Here is a 21,489-nt window from a genome sequence, read left to right as displayed (position 1 = left end):
CAAACCACGTCAGTTTCTATCTGCAACCTCAACGCTGTGCTTTGAACAACTTACGGCTAGCTTCCTAGCTTCCTAGTTTGCTATTTGATTTTCATTGAGTATCAGAATAAAATGAAGCAAGTTTACACATAACAAAACGCATATTACCAAGGTTCTTCTGTACTGACCTGATAATATGCGTTTTCTTTTTTATTCAACGTGGGTTGTTTGATTGGCAAAGGCAATAATAGCCTGCTTCAACTCATCTCCGCTGAGAGTTCGGAACTCTTCAATCTTTTGATCGATGGCTTCTAGAGGCATGACATTAACCTTACCAACGAAAATCTTATCCATAACCTGATTATCAACCAGTTCGGTTGACACCAAGAGTTCTTCGTAGAGTTTTTCACCTGGACGGATTCCAACTTCAACGATTGGAATTTCGCTTTCGGTGTGTCCACTTAGAAGGACCATTTTCTTAGCCAAGTCATAAATCTTGACTGGTTTGCCCATATCAAGGATAAAGACTTCCCCATCCTTGGCATAAGCACCAGCATGGATAACCAGACGGCTAGCTTCTGGAATGGTCATAAAGTAACGGGTCATGCGGAAGTCTGTCACCGTTACAGGCCCACCTTCAGCAATCTGACGTTCAAAGACTGGAATCACACTACCACGGCTACCAAGAACATTCCCAAAACGAACTGCACAGTAGGTCGATTGGCTACGTTGATTAAAGCCAGTGACAATCAACTCAGCCACGCGCTTGGTTGCTCCCATAACATTTGGTGGATTAACCGCCTTATCTGTCGAAATCATTACCATCTTAGGTACTTTGGCTTCATCAACAGCCTTAGCAACGTTGTAAGTTCCACGGATATTGTTTTTGAAGGCTTCTTTTGGATTGCGCTCCATCATAGGAACGTGCTTGTGGGCCGCCGCATGATAAACAATAGCTGGCTTGTACTGCTCAAAGACTTGCAACAGACGGTCATAGTCTTGAATATCTGCAATCACTGGCACATAATCAATTCCTTGGAACTTACGAATCAATTCATGATATACAAGATAGATTGAATTTTCCCCGTGACCGAGCAAGACAATGCGTTCAGGATTGAAACGGCTAACTTGGCGACAGATTTCAGAACCGATTGAGCCACCAGCACCTGTAACCAAGATTGTCTTACCTGTCAGTTCTGCTCCCAGACGCGATTCGTCAAGACGAATTTCCTGACGACCCAAAAGGTCCGTAATATCAATTTTTTGGAACCCAGTAGTTGCTTGGTGAAGTCCCTGAACAACGGTTTCAACTTTAGGCATCTTGTAACATTTGACACCCAGCTTATTACACATCTGCAAGATACGTTCATATTCTGACGGGTCAAGCGACGGAATCGCAACGATAACACGCTCGATTTGGTGGCGTTTGGCTAATTCCGGCAGATCATCATATGAACCTAAAACAGGGATTCCACCAAGTTTTTGACCCTTTTTCTTAGAATCCTTGTCCAAAATACCGACAAGTTCTAATTCACTAGTTGGATGTTGGTAACTATCCATAAAGAGGGCCCCACCATCACCAGCACCAATCAAGAAAGTACGGCGGTGTTCCCCATCACCACTACCTTTTTTGCGTCTAGAGTAGATTAACTGCCAAGTAATCCGTGGCAATAAAATCAAGAAGGTACTCAACAAGATAAAGAGAATGATGAAACGGATTGAAAAAAGTGGCAAGAAGGCATAGCAGATACTATATGACAAGACGCTGCTGGCAGTCACACCAAAAAAGATTTTCATGAAATCCGTAATCTTGCTGTAACGACTAATACTAGCGTTCAACCCCCAAAATCCAATCATCAATTGATAGAACAGGAAGGCCAAACTCGTATAGATAATGTAGTCAACAGGTGCTGGATTAATCAAGCCGTAGAATAAAATATAAGATACAATGATGGAAACCACCATACTCAAAATATCAAATATTCCCCAGAAAACCTGTTTTTGTTGTTTATTTAAAATTTCCACCAGATCAATCACATAATCTGTGAGTTTTTTATTCATAGAAATTTACTCCTCCTTAAAAGAGCCGAATAGTTATATTGTTATTATAACACTTTTTCTCTAGTTTACGACTTGCTACAATCTTTTAATTGCTTTTTCGTAACAGTTTCATAAAAATAAACTGTCTGACAAATCCTGGACAAAGAGCAACCACCATCTGAATCGCAACACTCTTGGCGTACTCCAGGTAAGAAATTTGTCCTCGCTTCAGCATCCGTTGACGAGCCTGACGATAGAGTTTGAGGTAACGCAGTCCCCCACGACGTTCAAACATCCCTGCTCCAACACGAACCCTACACAAGATTTGATCCAGATTTCCAGTCTTAGCTCCTGCAGCAATCATGTTGAGCCAGAGGAGGTCATCCTCCATATAAAGGCCATCCTCATAGTTGCCTGCCTTGAGAACCATGTCCTTCTTGAACATGACAGTCATGTGGTTAAAGGCACTTCTCATCCTTTGATAAGCTACAATATCTGCATGCTGGGTTGGAACACGACGGTAAGAAACAATCTCATCAGGATTGTCAATAAATTCTGCAATATGTCCACCTAATAGGTCGAGGTTGTTCTTCTCCATTAGCTGAACCTGTTTCTCAAAACGGTCTGGAACAGCGATATCATCCGTATCCATACGGGCAATAATATCATACTGACACTGCAAAACACCCTGTCGAAGAGCCAGACCCAAACCTTGATTCTGCTCAAGAGGATAGCGTTTCACTGGAATATCAGACTCAGCTTCAAGCTGGTCTAATACCTGATAGAGCTCAGGTGTCAAAGGCCCATCCTCAACCAGAACCAATTCGCTCGGTTTCAGGGTCTGATTTTGAACACTCTCAATAGCATCCTTTAAAAATGTCGGATTTTCCTTGATATAGACCGACATCAATACGCTGATTTTTTGCTTTTCAGACACAGTTTTTCTCCAATGTATAGATTTCCTTCCACTATTTTATCATAATTTTCAAGACTTTCCCATTTTTATCTTGAAAGCCAGAAACCTTACTTGACATTATAGGGAAAAAGCCTTAAAATAAGCTGTTATTAAAATCAGCTAGAAGAGGTATTTTATGAAAAAGCAATCACTCTTTTTTGTTCCAGGTATTATCCTGATTGGTGTTTCCTTGCGGACTCCTTTTACTGTTTTACCCATTATTTTGGGAGATATTTCGCAAGGGCTTGGAGTAGAAGTTAGTTCACTTGGTGTCTTGACCAGCCTTCCTCTCCTCATGTTTACCCTCTTCTCACTCTTTTCTACCCGACTGGCTCAAAAAATCGGCTTGGAGCATCTCTTTACCTATAGCCTTTTCTTCTTGACCATCGGTTCTCTCATTCGACTAATCAATCTGCCCCTGCTCTATCTAGGAACCTTGATGGTTGGGGCAAGTATCGCAGTCATCAATGTGCTGCTTCCTAGTCTCATCCAAGCCAATCAACCAAAGAAAATTGGTTTTCTGACCACCTTATATGTAACTTCTATGGGGGTTGCGACGGCTCTGGCTTCCTATCTAGCCGTGCCTATTACACAAGCCAGCTCTTGGAAAGGCCTTATCATCCTCCTCACCCTGCTCTGTCTGGCAACTTTTTTGGTCTGGCTGCCTAATCACCGCTATAATCACAGACTGGCTCCACAAACCAAACAAAAAAGCAAAACAAAGGTCATGCGTAACAAACAGGTCTGGGCAGTGATTGTCTTTGCAGGTTTTCAATCCTTGCTCTTTTACACCGCTATGACCTGGCTACCTACCATGGCTATCCATGCAGGCCTATCCAGTCACGAAGCAGGCTTGCTGACCTCTATCTTCTCTCTGATTAGCATTCCTTTTTCAATGACCATCCCAAGCCTGACAACCAGCTTGTCAACTCGCAACCGTCAGCTCATGCTCACTCTAGTTTCACTGGCTGGTGTAGTCGGTATTTCCATGCTCTTTTTCCCAATTGGTAATTTCTTTTACTGGCTTACCATCCATCTCCTCATCGGAACTGCAACTAGCGCCCTCTTCCCTTATCTCATGGTCAACTTTTCACTCAAGACAAGCGCTCCTGAAAAGACTGCCCAATTGTCCGGCCTATCTCAAACAGGAGGCTATATCCTGGCAGCCTTTGGTCCGACCCTCTTTGGTTACAGCTTTGACCTTTTCCACTCTTGGGTACCAGCTGTAGCTGCCCTCTTGCTCGTCGATCTCCTGATGACTGTGGCCCTCTTTACAGTGGACAGAGCTGATAAAATCCTCTAAACTTCTAGTTTTAGCTAGAAGTTTTTTATATATAAAAATTTTATACATTTCTCTTGACAGGGCTTTCATTTAGATGTACAATGTATGTGTAGAAAAATTATATATAAAAATCTTACACATTAGAAAAGGAGGTTCCCCATGTACTTTCCAACATCCTCTGCCTTGATTGAATTTCTCATCTTGGCCGTACTGGAGCAGGATGATTCTTATGGTTATGAGATTAGCCAAACCATTAAGCTGATCGCTAATATCAAAGAATCTACACTCTATCCCATTCTCAAAAAATTGGAGGGCAATAGCTTTCTGACAACCTATTCTAGAGAGTTCCAAGGTCGCATGCGCAAATACTACTCCTTGACAAATGGTGGTATAGAACAGCTCGTGACCCTAAAAGATGAATGGGCACTTTATACAGACACCATCAATGGCATCATAGAAGGGAGTATCCGCCATGACAAGAACTGAATACCTGACTCAGCTAGAACTCTATCTCAAAAAACTGCCTCAGGCTGACCAAATTGAAGCCATGGACTATTTCAGGGAACTCTTTGACGATGCTGGAGTCGAAGGAGAAGAAGAACTCATCGCTAGCTTGGGAACTCCCAAAGAAGCGGCCCACGAAGTTCTATCAAATCTTCTCGACAAAAAAATCAATGAAGCGCCTGCTCAAAAAAATAACCGACAAATTTTGCATATCGCCTTGTTAGCTCTCCTTGCAGCACCCATCGGTATTCCTCTGGGAATCGCCATTCTCGTGTCCCTGTTCGCAATCTTTGTGGCAGCCTTGACTGTCATTCTAGCTTTCTTTGCGGTTTCCATACTTGGTATCATCGGCGGATTCCTATTTTTAGTTGAAAGTTTCACTGTCCTCGCCCAAGCCAAATCAGCCTTTATCTTGATTTTTGGTGCTGGTTTACTGGCTATCGGTGCTTCTTCACTAGTCTTACTAGGTATTTCCTATGTAGCTCGTTTCTTCGGTCTACTCATTGTTCGCCTGGTGCAATTTGTTCTCAAAAAAGGAAAGAGAGGTGACCAGCATGCGTAAATGGACAAAAGGATTTCTCATTTTTGGTGTGGTGACTACCGTTATCGGCTTTATCCTGCTCTTTGTAGGCATCCAATCTGACGGGATCAAGAGCCTACTTGCCATGTCTAAGGAGCCTGTCTATGATAGTCGGATGGAAAAACTGTCCTTTGGCAAGGAAGTCGAAAACCTAGAGATTACGCTCCACCAACACGCGCTCACTATCACGGACTCTTTGGATGATCAAATCCACATTTCTTATCATCCATCTATTTCTGCTCACCATGATCTTATCACAAATCAGAACGATAAAACGCTGAGCCTCACTGATAAGAAACTGTCTGAAAGTCCGTTTCTCTCTTCTGGAATTGGCGGGATTCTCCATATCGCAAGTAGCTACTCTAGTCGTTTTGATGAAGTTATTCTCCAATTGCCAAAAGGAAGAAGCCTAAAAGGAATCAACATCTCAGCCAATCGCAGACAAACCACCATCATAAATGCTAGCCTTGAAAATGCGACCCTCAATACAAACAGCTATCTCCTCCGAATTGAAGGAAGTCGTATCAAAAACAGTAAACTCACAACCCCTAATATCGTCAATATCTTTGATACAGACCTTACAGATAGTCAGCTAGAGTCAACAGAGAAGCACTTCCACGCTGAAAATATCCAAGTTCACGGCAAGGTAGAATTAACTTCTAAAGACCATCTCTCAATCACTCTGACGCAAAAAGAAAGCCAACGAATTAATTGGGATATCTCAAGTAACTATGGTTCTATCTTACAAGCAACAAGAGAAAAACCTGGATCAAAATACACAGAATTAAGTAACCCTTACAAAACTGAAAAAGCTGATGTCAAGGATCAACTCATTGCGAGAGCTGATGATGATATCACTCTAGTATCCATACCAAACAGGCGTTGACAAAAGCGCTTACATTTGCTACTATGGAAGCATATTTATCTAACTAAAAAGGAGGTTCTACCATGAAACAAGAATGGTTTGAAAGTAATGATTTTGTAAAAACAACAAGCAAGAACAAGCCTGATGAACAAGCCCAAGATGTTGCAGACAAGGCTGAAGAAAGGATAGCCGATCTCGATACACCAATTGAAAAAAATACTCAAGTAGAGGAGGACGTCTCTCAAGCTGAAGTCGAACTGGAAAGCCAGCAAGAAGAGAAAATTGAAACGCCTGAAAACGGTGAAGCGAGAACAGAAATAGAAGAAAAGAAAGCATTAGATTCTACTGAGGAAGAGCAAGACCTTTCTAAAGAAACAGAAAAAGTCACTATAGCTGAAGAGAGTCAAGAAGCACTTCCTCAGCAAAAACCAACCACGAAAGAGCCCCTTCTTATCAGTCAATCCTTAGAAAGTCCCTATATCCCCGACCAAACTCTAAAATCTACGGATAAATGGAAAGAGCAAGCGCTTGATTTTTGGTCTTGGCTAGTGGAGGCTCTCAAATCTCCTACAAGCAAGCTTGAAACAAGTAGCACACACAGTTACACAGCCTTTCTCTTGCTCATTCTGTTTTCTGCATCTTCCTTTTTCTTTAGTATCTACCACATCAAACATGCTTACTATGGACATATAGCAACTATGCATAATCACTTCCCTGAACAATTTGCTTCATTAAATCTCTTTTCGATTATCTCTATCCTAGTAGCAACAACACTCTTCTTCTTTTCATTCCTCTTGGGTAGTTTCGTCGTGAGACGATTTATCTACCAAGAAAAGGACTGGACGCTAGAAAAGGTTCTCCAACAATATAGTCAACTCTTGGCAATTCCAATCTTCCTCACTGCTATTGCTAGTTTCTTTGCCTTCTTTGACAGCCTGCGATTTACAGCCCTCTTGTGTGTGATTAGCATCGGAATCATTCTGCTCGCTAGTCTCCATATCATTACAAGGCCAAGTCAAGCAAGTGAAACCGACTCCTTTTATCAGTTATTCTTGTCTGTCCTTGTGAACGGAGTTATTATCCTCCTCTTCTTTGTAGCTGAAGTGGCGCTGATTGGGGATTACCTTCGTATCTTGGCTTTTCTTTAAACTTTAATCCTGTCTTTCATGGCAGGATTTTTTCTATGTCAAAAAGCAAGTCGATTGACCTGCTTCTGCATTACTTTTCTTGTGCTAATGTTTTAAAATCTTGTTCTGAGATGGGTTGTACTTCTAATTGATTGGCATCTAGTTGGTGGTAAGATTCTGATGATAGTGACTCTAGGAATTGTGCATAGTCCAAGCGGGCGATAGCTTCATAGTCTTCTGGTTTAGAGCCATCTCCTGTGATTTGAACCAAGTCAATCTCCCACTGGACTTCCTTATCCACCAATTGCTCAATATAGGCAGCAGGAACAAATGGTTCTCTCGGTAACACTGTCTTGACTCCTTGAGCCAGATGGTAAACACCATGCACTTGGCCTTCTCCATCCTGATAGAAGGAAACTCTTGCAAAGTAAGCATCGGTCTCTTGAACCGCACGTACACGTGCTTCAAACTGAGCCAAGCCATCTTCCCCTAAAAAGCTTTTCAAATCCTCATGACTAAAGAAAACAGGATTAAAAATTCCTTGGCAAATCGTAAAACGGGCTGCGGTGTCTCCCAGATAGGCTTGAATACTTGCTTGGAAATAAGCTTCAAAGTCAAAGCCATTTAGCCCTTCAATCTCAGTTCCTGTGTAAGCAAGCAGAGCATCTAAAAATAACTTGATAATCCGCCAGTCTGTCTTCGTTAATAGGTCAGGAAGATCGACACGGTAAGCCTTTTGACCATCAGCATAACTGACTTTAAAGAGAAATTGCGATTGCCCCACTATCGCACACTCGATATACTCAAGACGGTTGAGAGGCTGACGGAGATAGACTGCATCATAACTATGCGACTCCAAACCATCTACCAAGGCCAAGATAGACTTGGCAGTCAAAATTTCCTGTTCTCCTAAAATGCTCTGTTTATTTGGAATAAAAAATGTTTTCGTCATAACTGGACTCCTTTGAAATCGTTTACATATAGTATACCTTATTTTCCTGAAAGATACAGAAACAAACTTTAGATTTTTTAGTAAAAAGCATAGAAAAACAGCCCCTGAGGACTGTTTGATCTTATACAGTAGCTGCTTGATCCAAGCTTTCACCGATAGCGGCTAGGCGCTCGACAACTTCAGCTTGTGTCAATTCATGTTCTGAAACATAGCGGTTACGTGGGTGAACACGGCACTCGTGTGAGCATCCACGAAGGTACTTGTCTTCATTTTCTTCTGATGTCAAGATACGACGGTTACAGAAGGGATTTCCACAGTTGACATAACGTTCACATGGTGTTCCATCAAACCAGTCTTTTCCTACGATAGTTGGGTTGACATGGTTAACATCTACGGCAATACGCTCGTCAAAGACGTACATTTTCCCATCCCAAAGTTCACCTTGGACTTCTGGGTCTTTACCGTAAGTTGCAATTCCTCCGTGCAATTGGCCGACATCTTTGTAGCCTTCACGGACCATCCAGCCTGAGAATTTCTCACAGCGAACACCACCTGTACAGTAAACCACAACGCGCTTGTCCATGAATTTTTCCTTATTATCACGAACCCACTGTGGCAACTCACGGAAGTTGCGGATATCTGGGCGGATAGCCCCACGGAAATGTCCTAGGTCATACTCATAATCGTTACGTGTGTCAAGGACAACGGTATCTTCGTCAAGAAGGGCTTCTTTGAACTCTTTTGGAGACAAGTAGGCACCTGTTGTTTCAAGTGGGTTGATGTCGTTGTCAAAGTCGTTGTCTTCCAAACCAAGGTGGACAATCTCTTTCTTGTAGCGAACAAACATCTTCTTGAAGGCTTGTTCACTTTCTTCGTCAATCTTGAACCAGAGGTCTTCCATGCCTGGGAGGCTGTGAACGTAGTCCATGTATTTTTGAGTTGTTTCGTAGTCACCTGAAACTGTTCCATTAATTCCCTCGTCAGCGACTAGGATACGGCCTTTAAGGCCGATTGATTTACAGAAGGCCAAGTGGTCTGCAGCAAATTGCTCTGCATTTTCAATTGGAGTATAAAGGTAGTAAAGTAAGACACGAATATCTTTTGCCATAAGATTTGTTCTCTTTTCTATTCTTAAATTTTCAGAATTTTTCATCTAACTATACTAGTATACCTGCCTGAGAAAACGAATGCAATTTATTTGACTGGAAATTGTAGAAAGGGACTTATCCCTGCGCTTCATCAGTAACCATAGCGAATAGCAGATAATTCTCTCAATTTTTTGATCTGCTCGGATTGACTTTCTGATAAACTTAGCTTGTTATCAATCAATACGCGCGCAAGGTCAACATTCATTTGACTCAATATAAATGGGGTAGAAGTCCCATCGTCCTCTAATCGTCTTTTATAACTCACTAACAGATTTTTCAAGGGAGTCAGTTGAGGCGCATCCTTTATGTCTTCCAGTAGATAGTCTATAATAGTCATCGCTTCACAACGTCTTTCACTGCCTCCGGCAAACCATTTTAATAGTGTCATTCTCATTTTCCTCCTTAAATTAAAAAACTATCATTCTTACTCTCGAACTAATATTTTACCCAAACACCCTATGTAAAAAAGTCAGCAAAAATGGTAATGTCGCGAAAATATTATTAATCACATGCACCGCATAGGATGGATAAATGCTCTTGGTATAGCGGGTCAAACTAGCAAAGATGATGCCAGATGTTGCAAAGACGAAGATATCTAACAAACTAGGCAGGCTTGAAAAATGAGGAAGAGCAAATAAAATTGACGGAAGAAGCAAATCAAGGCCAAATCTCGAATGCTTAAAAAAGGCATGTTGCAGTAATCCTCTATAGATTAGCTCTTCCATAAGTGGAGTCAGAAAGAACAAAGTTATATAGATACCTAGCTCAGCAAAGTTGGTCCCACTATAACCGATCAATACAGCCCAACCTTCAGCAGTTGACTGAACATGTTTAGCTGTCTGAACGTTAAAAGAGATATGGAGCACTACCACTAATACTGTCAAAATCGAATACCAAAGCCATTTTTTTCTTGGAATACGAAAGAGGTAGCCATGGCCTGTCTTAACCAGAATCCAAATCATGACTCCGCTAAATAGTAAACTCAAGATATTTTGAATCCAGACGAAATTGCCAATCTGGGAAGAAAATTGCCAATAATTTTGTACAATAAGCGTCAACTGAGAAAGACCAAATACGAAAAATAAGTAAGACAAGACTGCACTTATTTTGAAGACAAGCTGATACTTTTTCATGTGAACCCTCCTTTGTAAACTCGTAACATCTCTAATATAAACCATATTTACCCAAATCCTTACTCTAAATCCTAAATAGTGCTTGAGATTTCCTGAATGGTTACAATAAGGGAAATGAGAAAACAGGAATATCTATGTCTTTATTTCAAAAAATCACTGCCTTCCCCAGACAAACCTGAGGAAAACAGTGATTTAATTTTTAGGAATTAGGAATGAATACACGAAATCAATTGATCTTATGATTTTTTGTTTTTCAAGAATTCATCGTATTGTTTTTGCATTTCATTCAATACTTTTTCGTAGGCACCTTCAGATTTCAATTTTTCCATCAATTCTGGAATAGCTTTGTCTGGGTCTACAGTACCAGTGTTGATAGCTGTATCGAATTGTTGCATTGTGTTAGAGATTGCTGAGATTTCAGATTTCACATTGTCAGTGTTAAAGATGAATCCAAGCGCTGGAGATTCTTTAGCTTCTGCCAATTGTTTCTTAGAATCTTCGATTTGTTGGTCTGTAACGTTTTCGTTGATGTAAAGAATCCAGTTGTTACCAGTGTTCCATCCACCCATGTGAGTGTTTCCTTTGTAGCCATCAAGGACACGAACACGGTTTTCTTTACCTGCAATTTTTTCCCAGTTCTTGCCTTCTGGACCATAAACAAGACCATTCAAGAGTTCTGGGTTAGTGTTCAAGAGGTTCAACACTTCCATTGATTTTTCTTTGTTCTTAGAGTTGTTTGAGATAACAAAGTTAGCAACTTGTGTTGTTTGGTTTTTCTTGATGAAGTTAGTAATTGGTTTGATTTGGATGTCTTTGTTTGCAACACGTGAAAGCAAGCTGTTACCGTAGTCAGCTGGTCCTACTGTTTCTTCACGAACGAACCAAGTATCTTGTTGAAGGTCAAATGAAGTATCGCTTGTTGCTACGTCTTTTGGAATATATCCAGCTTCATAGAATTTGTGAAGAGTCTTCAAGTGTTCTTTGAAACGAGGTACTTCGTAACGGTTTACGATCTTAGTAGTGTCTCCTTCAAGGTCGATAACGAATGGAAGTCCGTTTGGAACTGGGTAGTCAAAGTTATCAGATGGGATGAAGTTCTTAGTAACCGCAAATGGCACTACATCTGGAGCTTTTTCTTTGATTTGTTTCAAGACTGGCTCAAGTGTTTCGTATGAAGTAACACCTGAAATATCGATACCGTATTTAGCAAGAAGAGTTCCGTTGAAGGCGAAGTTTTGAGATGATGCAACGTTGGCTGCAACTGGAACAGAGTAAATTTTACCGTTTACAGTGTTACCTTTGATGTAAGCTGGGTCAAGTGCTTTATAAAGTTCTGCCCCTTCTTTCTTATACAAGTCAGTCAAGTCAGCATAGGCACCTTTTTGAGCATTTACAACATAGTTAGATGCAAAGGCGATATCGTAGTTTTCACCAGATGATGTGATAACTGACATTTTCTTATCATAGTCACCCCATCCAAGATATTGGATATCCAATTTAGCACCAACTTTTTCACCGATGATTTTGTTGGCATTTTCTAGCAATTCATCTAAGTTATCTGGTTTGTCACCGATTTGGTACATTTTGATAACAGTTTTTTCACCTGAAGCTGAGTCAGCAGCTTTTTTGCTGTTACCTGAAAGGTTTCCACAAGCAGCGAGACCAGCAGCCAAAGCGGCTACGCTAGCAGATGCAAAAGCATATTTTTTCCAGTTTTTCATGACAAAAACTCCTTTTTTTATTTTTAAACTTATAAACAATGTAATGATCTTAACTTCACGCAAGGGAAGTTTGGAAATGAGAAATGATTTTTCTCGACAAGTACTATTCTTTCACACCACCGATAGTCAAACCTTTTACAAAGTAGCGTTGGAAGAATGGATACAAAATCGCGATTGGAAGGGTTGCGACCACAACCATGGCCATACGACCTGTTTCTTTTGGAAGAGCAACTCCCAGTTGACCAGATAGGCCGACTGCTTTGGCGATGTAGTCCATATTTTGCTGGATTTGCATGAGCAAATATTGCAATGGATACAAGTTGTCACTCTTGATGTAAAGAAGGGCGTTGAACCAGTCATTCCAGAAACCAAGTGCTGTCAAAAGCGTTATGGTTGCGATACCTGGTAGTGACAATGGCAAACAAATTTGGAAGAAGATCCGCGCCTCACTAGCACCATCGATACGAGCGGATTCAAGAATGGCTTCTGGGATGGTCTTCTTGAAGAAGGAACGCATCAAGATGATGTTAAATGGTGAGAGAAGCATTGGAACAATCAAGGCCCAAACTGTATCACCAAGTTGAAGTAAACGAGTTACCACGATATAGCCTGGTACCAAACCAGCGTTGAACAACATACTAAGAAGGGCAAAGATCGTAAAGAATCTGCGATACTTAAAGGTTGTCCGTGAGATGGCGTAGGCATAGGTTGTTGTGATAAAAACGTTTGTGATAGTCCCCACCACTGTTACAAAGACTGAGATGAAGAGGGCTTGGAGGATTTTATCCTTAAACTGTGCCAAAAATTCAAAACCGTCTAATCCAAATTGGGATGGGAAGAAGCTATATCCATTTTGGAGGATACTCTTTTCATCTGTCACCGAAATAACGATAACGAATACAAAGGGTAGGATACAAGAGAGGGCAACCAAACCAGAAATGGTACTAAAGAAGATATCTGCTTTCTTACTGAAGGAGTGAATGCCGACATTATCAATTTTTTCTTTTTTAATTTTCTTTTCTGCCATATTCTCCTCCTTTCTAGAACAAGGCTGAGTTTGGATCAACTCGTCTTGCAAGTAAGTTTGATAGGATAACCAGAATCAAGCCGACAACTGATTGGTAGAGACCTGCTGCTGAAGCCATCCCGATATCCGCTGTCTGAGTCAAACCGTTATAAACATATACATCCAAAACGTTGGTTACGTTATAAAGCTGACCAGCATTGTGGGGGATTTGGTAGAAAAGACCGAAGTCTGCACGAAAGATATTTCCGACTGCAAGGATGGTCAATACAGTTACCAATGGTGTCAACTGCGGAATGGTTACATTGCGAATTCGTTGCCATTTGCTAGCCCCGTCCACTGTTGCTGCTTCGTAGTAGGTTGGATCAATTCCCATGATTGTTGCATAGTACATGACACTGCTATATCCAAAGCCTTTCCAAATACCTAGGAAAAGTAGGAGATATGGCCAGATGCCCAAGTCAGCGTAGAAATTGACTTCCTTCATTCCGATAGATTCTAGGAAATGGTTGAATACCCCTTTATCAATGTTTAGGAAGGCATCTGTAAAGAAACTGATGATAACCCAAGACAAGAAGTAAGGGAACAACATAGAAGTTTGGAAAATCTTAACCATTCTCTTAGAACGGAGTTCACTGAGGATAATGGCAATCCCTACTGATACAATCAAGCCAATAAAGATAAATCCGAGATTGTAGAGGACAGTATTTCGTGTGATGATAAAGGCGTCTCTTGAACTAAACAAGAATCTGAAATTATCTAGTCCGACCCATTTACTATTCACGATACTATCTATAAATCCATTACTGGTCATGTGGTAGTCTTTAAAGGCAACCACGTTCCCAAATACTGGAATGTAGAAGAATAGAATCAACCAGAGTGCCCCTGGTAAAACCATCAAGAGAAAGATCCAATTGTCTCTCAAGGTTTTTGAAAACTTATTCATAATTTCCTCCCTTTTTTATTTTGATATCCATCTAAAAATTCCTTTTTAGACTTTTGATAACGATTACATTATTAGTATACTCCTATTTGAAGGTTAGGTTAAACTACTAATTATAGAAAAAACTCCACAAATTATTTTATGTGGAGTACTTTTTTAAGAAAGGGATGTTTCACGAGAAACACTCTGCCCAAGGCACGGTGTTCTTGTTTTTAAGTCGTATAAATCGTTGAAGCTGTCGCAATAGTATGCCACTGGTTGGCTGTTGTGGCTGCGAAGTTCTTGTCTGCGTAGAAGTCGTTAAATGGCAGAATTTCTACTTCCAACTCGTCGATGCGGTCAATCTGACCAGCTAGATAAGCCTCGATGCGATTTTCTGCTCGCTTGATGCGTTGCAAGAGTCCGCCCATACGGATATCGACCGTATCCAAGCCAAAGACCTTGTTTTCTTTCAGCCATTGGTGGCTAAAGAGGGCATGGAAGTCTTCAATTTGGCTTCTGAGTTCTGGTAATTCTTGTCTTGCGATTTCTTGCAGACTTTCTTTATCATCCGTTTGGTAGGCCTGACGAATACGCCGTCCCACGTCCACTTTGCTACTTAAAATCTGGTTCAACTGGGCCTGAGTTTCAAAGAGGTAGGCATAGTTGCCAGCTTTTTCTTTAATGTTAGCAAGAATCTCAGTTGCCTGAGCGAAGTGCGGTTTGTCCTGTTCAGGTGTCATGTGTCGGTCAAGAATCGGACAGAGAATATCCTGATAAAAGACATAGCGGTTAGGATTGATCCCGCTGAGATTACCTGGTAGATCTGGCAAGAGGTTAGCAAGGTCAATCTGCATAAAGTCCTCAACCGATAGACCAGTATTGGTTTTGAAGTGTGCAGACAGTCGGTCTATGTCATTGCGATAGCTGAGTTCTGCCCAGATTTGCAAGCTTGGTAGGATAGAAAACTGAGCGGTCTCACCACCATTATCCCCCCAACCTGTCACGATAACTTCTTTGATATCATTGGCACGACAGGCCTTGTTCGCTTCAAGAGCGATAAGACAGCTGAAATGGTTGTGAGGCGTAAAACCGATCCATTTCCAAGCCCCGCCTGCAAAGGCGATATCTTGGCTAATCTTGTGGTGATTACGGAAGTTGCGATTGTATTTTTCCTCGCTATCCTGATAATAGTCCCAGTAAACCAAAGTCACACGGTCTTTGAGACGGTCTAGGTAGACACGAGTTTCTTCTGGAATTTCCACATCACGGTCGTACTGGCCATCTGCTGACATAAGTTTAAAGAACATATCGCTCCACATCTGGCAGTGGAAACCATATTTGTCAGCAATATCCAGCACGCGCTCCAAGTGTTGGCACATGAGGAGACTACGATCCACAACACCGTTCAGAATCAAGTAGCGTCCCAAACCAACCAAGTGGGCTTCGTCCATCCCGATATTGACCTTGCGAGTTTGTAGTTTAGATAGAGTAGCAAACATGCCATCAATCAGGTTATAAACCTTTTCTTCGCCAATGAGAAGAATATCCTCCACATCACGGAGCTCCTGGACTTCTTTGACACCCCATTTGACGAAGGCTGACAAGTGGGCCAAGGTCTGGATACATGGCACAAAGGTCATGTCAAACTGCTGGGCATAGGCTTCGATTTCCTGCAACTCCTCAGCCGAATAAGCTCCACGGAAATAGCCAAAGTAAGGCTGCCCTTCAATCTGGTAGGTGTCCTCCATGTAAAGCTCAAAGGTTGAGTAGCCCATGAGAGCCAAGACCTCAACCATCTGCTTGGCAGAAGCCACATTCAGCACCGCATTTCGCGAACAGTCTGCCATGTAGGCTAAATCTTCATAAGCCGCCTGCTCCTCAATCTCTACTTTATCACCTTCTACTAGAGATGTTGCCAACAAGGACAAGGCACGATAAAGTTGGTGAGGTTTGCGGTAGGTCAATTGATAGTGACCGCCCTCACCCTTGATAGAGATAGAGGCTTGGTCAGACTGAGCGATGGCCACTTCCACATCTGGTAAAGAGATATGCTTTGTTAGCAAGTCGATTGCCTGAGTTTGTTTGGAACTAAGTCCTGTAAATCTTACCATTGATTTTCCTCCTGTAGCCAGTTGACAAGGGCTCCGTAGAGATTGGAATCTGCATGATAGGTGCAGGCTTGGATGACAGGTGCGACCGTGTATTCTTCGTAGGTCTCGACAAAGTTATCAACAGCCTTCTTGACACCTTGAATAAAATCTGGATTTTGACTGATAGAGCCTCCCAGACTGATGACATCTGGGTCGATGAGATATTGGATATTGAGCAAGCCTTGCGCCAGATTGCGGTTCATGCGCTCAATGGCTTCTTGGCAAAGGGCATTTCCTGCTTCGGCCTCTTGGTAAATCTTGCGACCGTCCCAGTCAGTCTGACCAGATTTTTCAATCACGTAGCGCACCATATTTCCAGTTGACGCTAGTTGCGACCAGTTGTTGAGCTTTTCAGCAGGGGCAAGGGTGGTCATGTAGCCAAATTCCCCACCCAGGCCGTTATGGCCTCGATGAAGTCTTCCATTGATAATCATGGCTCCGCCAATCCCTGTCCCAATCACGACACAGGCTGCATTTTCAAGTTCTGGATGGGCCAGTAATTCACTGAGTCCAACGCAGTTGGCATCATTTTCTAGATGGACAGGAATCTGATAAGAGCTAAGCGCCTCATACCAAGAAAATCCGTGGATATAAGGCACGGCACTGAAGCCATCAATCACACCTGTCTCTTGATTGACCGCACCTGGAACGCTCATAGCAATCCCACTGTAATCCTGCTCTGACAAGCGTTGGTCGAGCCAAGCTAGTAAATCCTCCAAGTTTTCTGGCGTTGGAATGCTTGTCTTGTCCAGTATTTTCCCATCAGGAGTCAGACTGGCAAACTTAATTCCAGTCCCTCCGATATCAATCGTTGCAATGGTCATTATTTTTACCATAAAAAGGGGCGAATCAGTAGTTAGTTCTTACCTTTTCGCCCCTCCTTTCTTTTTATGTTTACTTTTTGAAATTAAATTTCTTCTTTTTTGATGAATTCTGTACGAATCTCTTGTGGTGAAATGAGTCCTCTATGAACTGGGTATGGTCGTTCAAGTAGGTCAAGGAAGAGATGTTGACTTTCCGGTACACGTACATTTTCACTACACATATTGTAGTAACGAAGGACATAGCCTTCTTCATTTTCAGCTACCTTAAAGGCTGTTGGACAGATTTGCGGTATGCTGAGAACAGAATGGCTCAAGAAGCTACCAGTCGCTGCTACGCTTCCTTCCTGTCTAGCAAGCTGAAGGCTGGTAAACGGTGTCTGCAAGGCTTTAGCGCGACGATAGGCTGAGAAGCGTTCTTGGGCTTGGTGGCATTCAAGCGCAAACTCGACTTCAAACTCACGCAAGCACTGAGCTTCTGGTGTTGGGAAATAACCCCAGTCACCTAACTCACCTGATGCACGCAAAATAGTCACTGCAATGGTGTCGTCTCCAAGGATTTCGTATTCATTCAATCCCTTGTTGGATACAGTCACACCTTTTTCATCGTCATACAGACTAACAAAGGCTTGTTGGTGTTGAGGATTTTCAGGATTTTCCCATGAAGCTGCTGGTTTGTTTGGTCGTGTCACCACCTCATAGATGCTTTCAGAATCATTGCTTGGACGCGTGTTATGAGTCTTGACCAAGAGACGGATACGGTGATCCTTGGCAGTGTTAGTAAAGCGAGTCTTGCAACGGATTTGTGGATTATCAACGAAGACAGTCATCTCAGTTTCCAGAGGAATACTTGTTAACTCTTCTGAACGTCCAGCTTCACGCTTCATGAACTCGATGATACCTTTTTGCTCTTCTTCTAGCTTTTCATCTGCACTGACAGGCACGGTCAATTCATGTTTGAGCAAAATCTTAGCGTAGCGAGCTGTGTTTTCCAAGACCTCGTAGCCCTTAAGCTCTGCATAGATTGGCTCTGTTCCTTTTGGTTGGAAATAGATATACTCGTTTCCGATGTCACCACGGTCTTCGAAGCGGATAAAATCTTCATAGGCTTCATGAGTTGTCTTGTCATAGACTGTGATATTGTCATCCACACTCACCGTTACAAATGGCGTATCAATTACTCCATTTTGGTAAATACCGTCACGGTGTTCTTGTTCTCCTTCCAGCAATTGGAAGGTTGTCCAAGAAAGCGGTGCTAGGTGAACTGGAATAGTCACGCGCACTTGTCGAGCGATACGAGCTTGGCGGAACTTATCTTTTGGTAAATCGTACTCAAAATTAGCTCCGAGGTCTTCGATTTTAGCCTCTACAGGACGACCATCCAAGTCCTCCACACGATAACTTGGCAAGGTTAAGGCAGCCATCTTCTTGTAACCTTCTGTTGGGTGCAATTCCTTGAAATCACAAGTCGCCACATCAATCACTGTGCTGACAGTATCGACCTTATCATGCAAGCCTGTGTTAATGACAGTAAAGAGATAATCACTTTGAGCCTTAGCTGTAGCGATTTTACCCTTCCATTCGTTAAGAAGATTGCTCTTAACAAAGTTTCCGACTTGGTTAACCTTGGCAAAACGAGTTTCCATCTCGCGGTGAACTTCGTCCACGCTACAGCCACAGATGCTATCATGCGGCGCATTTTGCAAAAGAGTTTTCCAAGCATAGGTCAACTGGTCCTTGTGGTTATGACCCCCAGTGATAATAGTCAAGGGTTCTACAACTTGCTCTAGGAGGTTGCTATTTTCTTGGAAGGCTTGTTTGAGATAAATACGAGATGAAGAAGTGTTGGCAAGTGTGTACCAGCCGTCTGTTTCCTGACTGGTCAACTCACCTGTAACCGTTGATAATTGCTCTGGTAGGGCACTTTCCACAGCTTGAACATATTCATCAAAAGAACTATGAACAAAGGTTACATCTGGGAAGAGTTCATTTGCCACACGAATGGCTTCACTCAAATTTTTCTGGACAGGCTGATGGTCACAGCCGTTCATCATCAACCACTGGTTGGTCGAAGCATAGTCACGCACGTCTGCCAGTTTTTGTTTCCAGAAGGTCAAGGCCTCGTCTTTATCAACTGGGATTTCATTCCCATTACTATACCAGTTGGCAAAGAGGATACCGAGGACACGACTTCCGTCCGCACCCTGCCAGTACATTTCTGAAAACTGGGAAGTAAACTGCTCATCTTCGAGAACTTGGTTGTCAAATCCAATCGGTTTCACACCACGACCAAAGGCTGCCACGTGAATGCCTGATTTTTGAAGGATTTGAGGAGCTTGTCCCATATTTCCAAAAGTATCTGGGAAGTAACCAATCTGAGTGGATTTGCCCCATTTTGCAGCTTCTTGCTGACCAATCAAGGTATTGCGGACATTGGCTTCACTTGAAATCAAGTAGTCATCTTGCAAGATGTAAAAAGGACCAATTTTAAGTTTGCCTTCGTCGATGTATCGTTGGACTTTGTCGCGATTTTCAGGGCGAATCTCCAAGTAGTCATCAAGGACAATGGTTTGACCATCCAAGTGGAAGCTCTTGAACTCAGGGTCATTTTCAAAGAGATCAAAGAGATTGTCAAATAATTCCACCAACTGCATACGGTGGCTTTCAAAAGGCAAGTACCACTCACGATCCCAGTGACTATGTGAGATAATATGTACGACAACATTTTCCATGAAGTAAAACCTCATTCTAAATTTAAATTTTTATTGTTAACGTTTTAAATGTAAATTTGTGATTCTGACAAGAATCAGTGAAGCGAAAGCGAGCTCCTTATACTCAATGAAAATCAAAGAGCAAACTAGGAAGCTAGCCGCAGGTTGCTCAAAGCACAGCTTTGAGGTTGCAGATAAAGCTGACGTGGTTTGAAGAGATTTTCGAAGAGTATTAGCGGATATCCAAGTAATCCAAGACCAATTCACAGAACATCATGTTAGCCCAAGAGAACCATTCACGAGAGTAGAGAGTTGGGTCGTCCACGTGGAAGCTTTCGTGCATGACACCTGTACCACCATCGCAAGCAACCAGCTGATCCAGCAAGAATTTCTTCTCTGCCTTATCTCTTGTTGTCAAACCTTGGATAGAAAGGGCGATTGGCCAGATATAGCGATAGAAGGTATGAGAACTTCCGAGACCGCTAGCGTATTCTCCTTGGTAGAAGTATGGATTTTCAGGGCTCAGAATGGTTCGACGAGTTGCTTGATAAACTTCATCATCGACCGAACAGTAACCCAGATAAGGTGCAGCCAACAAACTTGGTACGTTTGGATCATCCATGATGCTGGCATTTCCTAGACCATCCACTTCAAAGGCATAAATCTTTTCGCCCTTGCTATTGCTTGTGTAGGCATAGTTTTCAATTCCTTCTTGGATTTCAGCCTGAAGACGCTTAGCATCTGTGATAATGCTCGAGCTATCAGCTAGATTCAATTCTGCAAAGATTTCTTGCACATAACCCAAGACTACTACAGCAAACATATTGGACGGAATCAAGTAACTATACTGACAGCAATCATCACTCGGACGAAAGGCTGACCAAGTCATACCTGTCACTGCAAAATCAGGGCCAAAGCCATCATTTACCAAGGTATCTTCCTTGCGGTCCGTATCTCGAACAAAACGATAAGGAGAGTTGTTATGGTCTTGTTCAACCGTCCAAAGATGGAGAATCTCCTTAGTCGCTGCGACAAAAGTCTCATCAAACTGGCTAGTCTCACCAGTCTCTTTCCAGAGGAGATAAGCCAACTGCAACGGATAGCAAAGCGAGTCCACCTCGTACTTGCGTTCCCAAATCCAGCCATTGAGGTCGGTATGGTCTGTCTCGTGGTGTCCCTTCCAGTTTTCCTCAATGTTGAAGGAATTGGCATAAGGATCCTTGAGTACCAAGCTCATCTGACGCTTGACCAAACCTGCAATGGTCTGACGCAGGAGGGCATCTCTTTTAGCCACATGCAGGTAGGGTCTGAGTTGAGCTGTCGAATCCCGAAGCCACATAGCAGGAATGTCCCCAGTCAAGACAAAAGTTGAACCATCTTCTAGGATTTCAACCGTATTGTCCAAGGTATCTGTGTAGCAACGCTCGAAAACATCCACCCATTCTGGATGATCCTTAGCTTTCTCCGCTACTTCATCTAGCCATTCTCTAACAATTTCTTTTGAATAAATCATCGTGCAGTATCCTCTTTCAAACAAGTTTCATTTTCAGTATATAGCTTTTGAGGCAGAAA

18 protein-coding genes are annotated in these 21,489 nt (G+C 42.3%); 5 read left to right on the top strand and 13 right to left on the bottom strand.

Translation table 11 applies throughout. From position 1 onward, the window contains the following. Positions 1-189 precede the first annotated feature (189 nt). On the bottom strand, positions 190-2,040 hold the full coding sequence (locus tag MK480_RS02290) for a polysaccharide biosynthesis protein (protein ID WP_268707144.1): 1,851 nt from the start codon (positions 2,038-2,040) through the stop codon (positions 190-192). An 85-nt stretch (positions 2,041-2,125) separates the two neighbouring features. After that, positions 2,126-2,956 (bottom strand): glycosyltransferase, encoded by an 831-nt coding sequence (locus MK480_RS02285; RefSeq protein WP_268707143.1) that lies wholly within the window; start codon positions 2,954-2,956, stop codon positions 2,126-2,128. A 154-nt stretch (positions 2,957-3,110) separates the two neighbouring features. Here MK480_RS02285 and MK480_RS02280 point away from each other — a divergent pair, with 154 nt between their 5' ends. From MK480_RS02280 to MK480_RS02260, 5 genes are all read left to right on the top strand, one after another. Next, positions 3,111-4,277 carry a CynX/NimT family MFS transporter gene (locus MK480_RS02280; protein WP_268707142.1) on the top strand — a complete coding sequence of 389 codons (1,167 nt, stop codon included), beginning with the start codon at positions 3,111-3,113 and terminating at the stop codon, positions 4,275-4,277. A gap of 138 nt (positions 4,278-4,415) precedes the next feature. Continuing rightward, positions 4,416-4,742 (top strand): PadR family transcriptional regulator, encoded by a 327-nt coding sequence (locus tag MK480_RS02275; protein ID WP_000273858.1) that lies wholly within the window; start codon positions 4,416-4,418, stop codon positions 4,740-4,742. Next, positions 4,729-5,322 (top strand): DUF1700 domain-containing protein, encoded by a 594-nt coding sequence (locus tag MK480_RS02270; protein ID WP_049525096.1) that lies wholly within the window; start codon positions 4,729-4,731, stop codon positions 5,320-5,322. Before MK480_RS02275 ends, MK480_RS02270 begins: the two co-directional genes overlap by 14 nt. Next, a complete protein-coding gene (locus MK480_RS02265; RefSeq protein WP_268707141.1) occupies positions 5,315-6,226 on the top strand; it encodes a DUF4097 family beta strand repeat-containing protein in 912 nt (303 codons plus the stop codon). Before MK480_RS02270 ends, MK480_RS02265 begins: the two co-directional genes overlap by 8 nt. A 62-nt stretch (positions 6,227-6,288) precedes the next feature. Continuing rightward, entirely contained in the window at positions 6,289-7,353 is a 1,065-nt protein-coding gene (locus tag MK480_RS02260) for a DUF6574 domain-containing protein (RefSeq protein WP_268707140.1), read from the top strand. A gap of 70 nt (positions 7,354-7,423) precedes the next feature. On the opposite strand, the gene MK480_RS02255 is transcribed toward MK480_RS02260, so the two are convergent. From MK480_RS02255 to MK480_RS02205, 11 genes are all read right to left on the bottom strand, one after another. Further along, on the bottom strand, positions 7,424-8,284 hold the full coding sequence (locus tag MK480_RS02255) for a DUF4299 family protein (protein WP_268707139.1): 861 nt from the start codon (positions 8,282-8,284) through the stop codon (positions 7,424-7,426). Between the two features lie 121 nt (positions 8,285-8,405). After that, positions 8,406-9,392 (bottom strand): oxygen-dependent tRNA uridine(34) hydroxylase TrhO, encoded by a 987-nt coding sequence (trhO, locus tag MK480_RS02250; RefSeq protein ID WP_001030020.1) that lies wholly within the window; start codon positions 9,390-9,392, stop codon positions 8,406-8,408. Positions 9,393-9,523: 131 nt separating this feature from the next. Next, positions 9,524-9,820: a bacteriocin immunity protein gene (locus tag MK480_RS02245; protein WP_268707138.1), complete on the bottom strand. Its 297-nt coding sequence runs from the start codon at positions 9,818-9,820 to the stop codon at positions 9,524-9,526. Positions 9,821-9,875: 55 nt separating this feature from the next. Then, positions 9,876-10,565 carry a CPBP family intramembrane glutamic endopeptidase gene (locus MK480_RS02240; protein WP_247953409.1) on the bottom strand — a complete coding sequence of 230 codons (690 nt, stop codon included), beginning with the start codon at positions 10,563-10,565 and terminating at the stop codon, positions 9,876-9,878. Between the two features lie 236 nt (positions 10,566-10,801). After that, positions 10,802-12,286, bottom strand: coding sequence for an ABC transporter substrate-binding protein (locus MK480_RS02235; RefSeq protein ID WP_268707137.1), 1,485 nt, complete (start codon positions 12,284-12,286; stop codon positions 10,802-10,804). Between the two features lie 103 nt (positions 12,287-12,389). Then, a complete protein-coding gene (locus MK480_RS02230) occupies positions 12,390-13,313 on the bottom strand; it encodes a carbohydrate ABC transporter permease (protein ID WP_000818353.1) in 924 nt (307 codons plus the stop codon). Positions 13,314-13,326: 13 nt separating this feature from the next. Continuing rightward, positions 13,327-14,256 carry an ABC transporter permease gene (locus MK480_RS02225; protein ID WP_268707136.1) on the bottom strand — a complete coding sequence of 310 codons (930 nt, stop codon included), beginning with the start codon at positions 14,254-14,256 and terminating at the stop codon, positions 13,327-13,329. A 209-nt stretch (positions 14,257-14,465) separates the two neighbouring features. Then, entirely contained in the window at positions 14,466-16,346 is a 1,881-nt protein-coding gene (locus tag MK480_RS02220; RefSeq protein WP_268707135.1) for a beta-N-acetylhexosaminidase, read from the bottom strand. Then, positions 16,340-17,209: an ROK family protein gene (locus tag MK480_RS02215; RefSeq protein ID WP_261011484.1), complete on the bottom strand. Its 870-nt coding sequence runs from the start codon at positions 17,207-17,209 to the stop codon at positions 16,340-16,342. The genes MK480_RS02220 and MK480_RS02215 overlap by 7 nt, the downstream gene beginning before the upstream one ends. A gap of 83 nt (positions 17,210-17,292) precedes the next feature. Then, complete coding sequence (locus MK480_RS02210) at positions 17,293-19,938, bottom strand: alpha-mannosidase (RefSeq protein ID WP_268707134.1); 2,646 nt, start codon at positions 19,936-19,938, stop codon at positions 17,293-17,295. Positions 19,939-20,149: 211 nt separating this feature from the next. Further along, positions 20,150-21,430 carry a glycoside hydrolase family 125 protein gene (locus tag MK480_RS02205; RefSeq protein WP_268707133.1) on the bottom strand — a complete coding sequence of 427 codons (1,281 nt, stop codon included), beginning with the start codon at positions 21,428-21,430 and terminating at the stop codon, positions 20,150-20,152. Between the last annotated feature and the right edge of the window lie 59 nt (positions 21,431-21,489).

It is taken from the genome of Streptococcus mitis (assembly GCF_026782895.1).
GTDB lineage: Bacteria > Bacillota > Bacilli > Lactobacillales > Streptococcaceae > Streptococcus > Streptococcus mitis_CB.
Note: the sequence above shows the minus strand (reverse complement) of the source record. Positions and strands in the feature narration are given on the sequence as shown.

Coding starts and splice junctions, on each gene's coding strand:
- MK480_RS02290 (WP_268707144.1), bottom strand. CDS start 2,040: ATGAATAAAAAACTCACAGATTATGTGATTGATCTGGTGGAAATTTTA.
- MK480_RS02280 (WP_268707142.1), top strand. CDS start 3,111: ATGAAAAAGCAATCACTCTTTTTTGTTCCAGGTATTATCCTGATTGGT.
- MK480_RS02275 (WP_000273858.1), top strand. CDS start 4,416: ATGTACTTTCCAACATCCTCTGCCTTGATTGAATTTCTCATCTTGGCC.
- MK480_RS02270 (WP_049525096.1), top strand. CDS start 4,729: ATGACAAGAACTGAATACCTGACTCAGCTAGAACTCTATCTCAAAAAA.
- MK480_RS02265 (WP_268707141.1), top strand. CDS start 5,315: ATGCGTAAATGGACAAAAGGATTTCTCATTTTTGGTGTGGTGACTACC.
- MK480_RS02260 (WP_268707140.1), top strand. CDS start 6,289: ATGAAACAAGAATGGTTTGAAAGTAATGATTTTGTAAAAACAACAAGC.
- MK480_RS02255 (WP_268707139.1), bottom strand. CDS start 8,284: ATGACGAAAACATTTTTTATTCCAAATAAACAGAGCATTTTAGGAGAA.
- trhO (WP_001030020.1), bottom strand. CDS start 9,392: ATGGCAAAAGATATTCGTGTCTTACTTTACTACCTTTATACTCCAATT.
- MK480_RS02245 (WP_268707138.1), bottom strand. CDS start 9,820: ATGACACTATTAAAATGGTTTGCCGGAGGCAGTGAAAGACGTTGTGAA.
- MK480_RS02240 (WP_247953409.1), bottom strand. CDS start 10,565: ATGAAAAAGTATCAGCTTGTCTTCAAAATAAGTGCAGTCTTGTCTTAC.
- MK480_RS02235 (WP_268707137.1), bottom strand. CDS start 12,286: ATGAAAAACTGGAAAAAATATGCTTTTGCATCTGCTAGCGTAGCCGCT.
- MK480_RS02230 (WP_000818353.1), bottom strand. CDS start 13,313: ATGGCAGAAAAGAAAATTAAAAAAGAAAAAATTGATAATGTCGGCATT.
- MK480_RS02225 (WP_268707136.1), bottom strand. CDS start 14,256: ATGAATAAGTTTTCAAAAACCTTGAGAGACAATTGGATCTTTCTCTTG.
- MK480_RS02220 (WP_268707135.1), bottom strand. CDS start 16,346: ATGGTAAGATTTACAGGACTTAGTTCCAAACAAACTCAGGCAATCGAC.
- MK480_RS02215 (WP_261011484.1), bottom strand. CDS start 17,209: ATGACCATTGCAACGATTGATATCGGAGGGACTGGAATTAAGTTTGCC.
- MK480_RS02210 (WP_268707134.1), bottom strand. CDS start 19,938: ATGGAAAATGTTGTCGTACATATTATCTCACATAGTCACTGGGATCGT.
- MK480_RS02205 (WP_268707133.1), bottom strand. CDS start 21,430: ATGATTTATTCAAAAGAAATTGTTAGAGAATGGCTAGATGAAGTAGCG.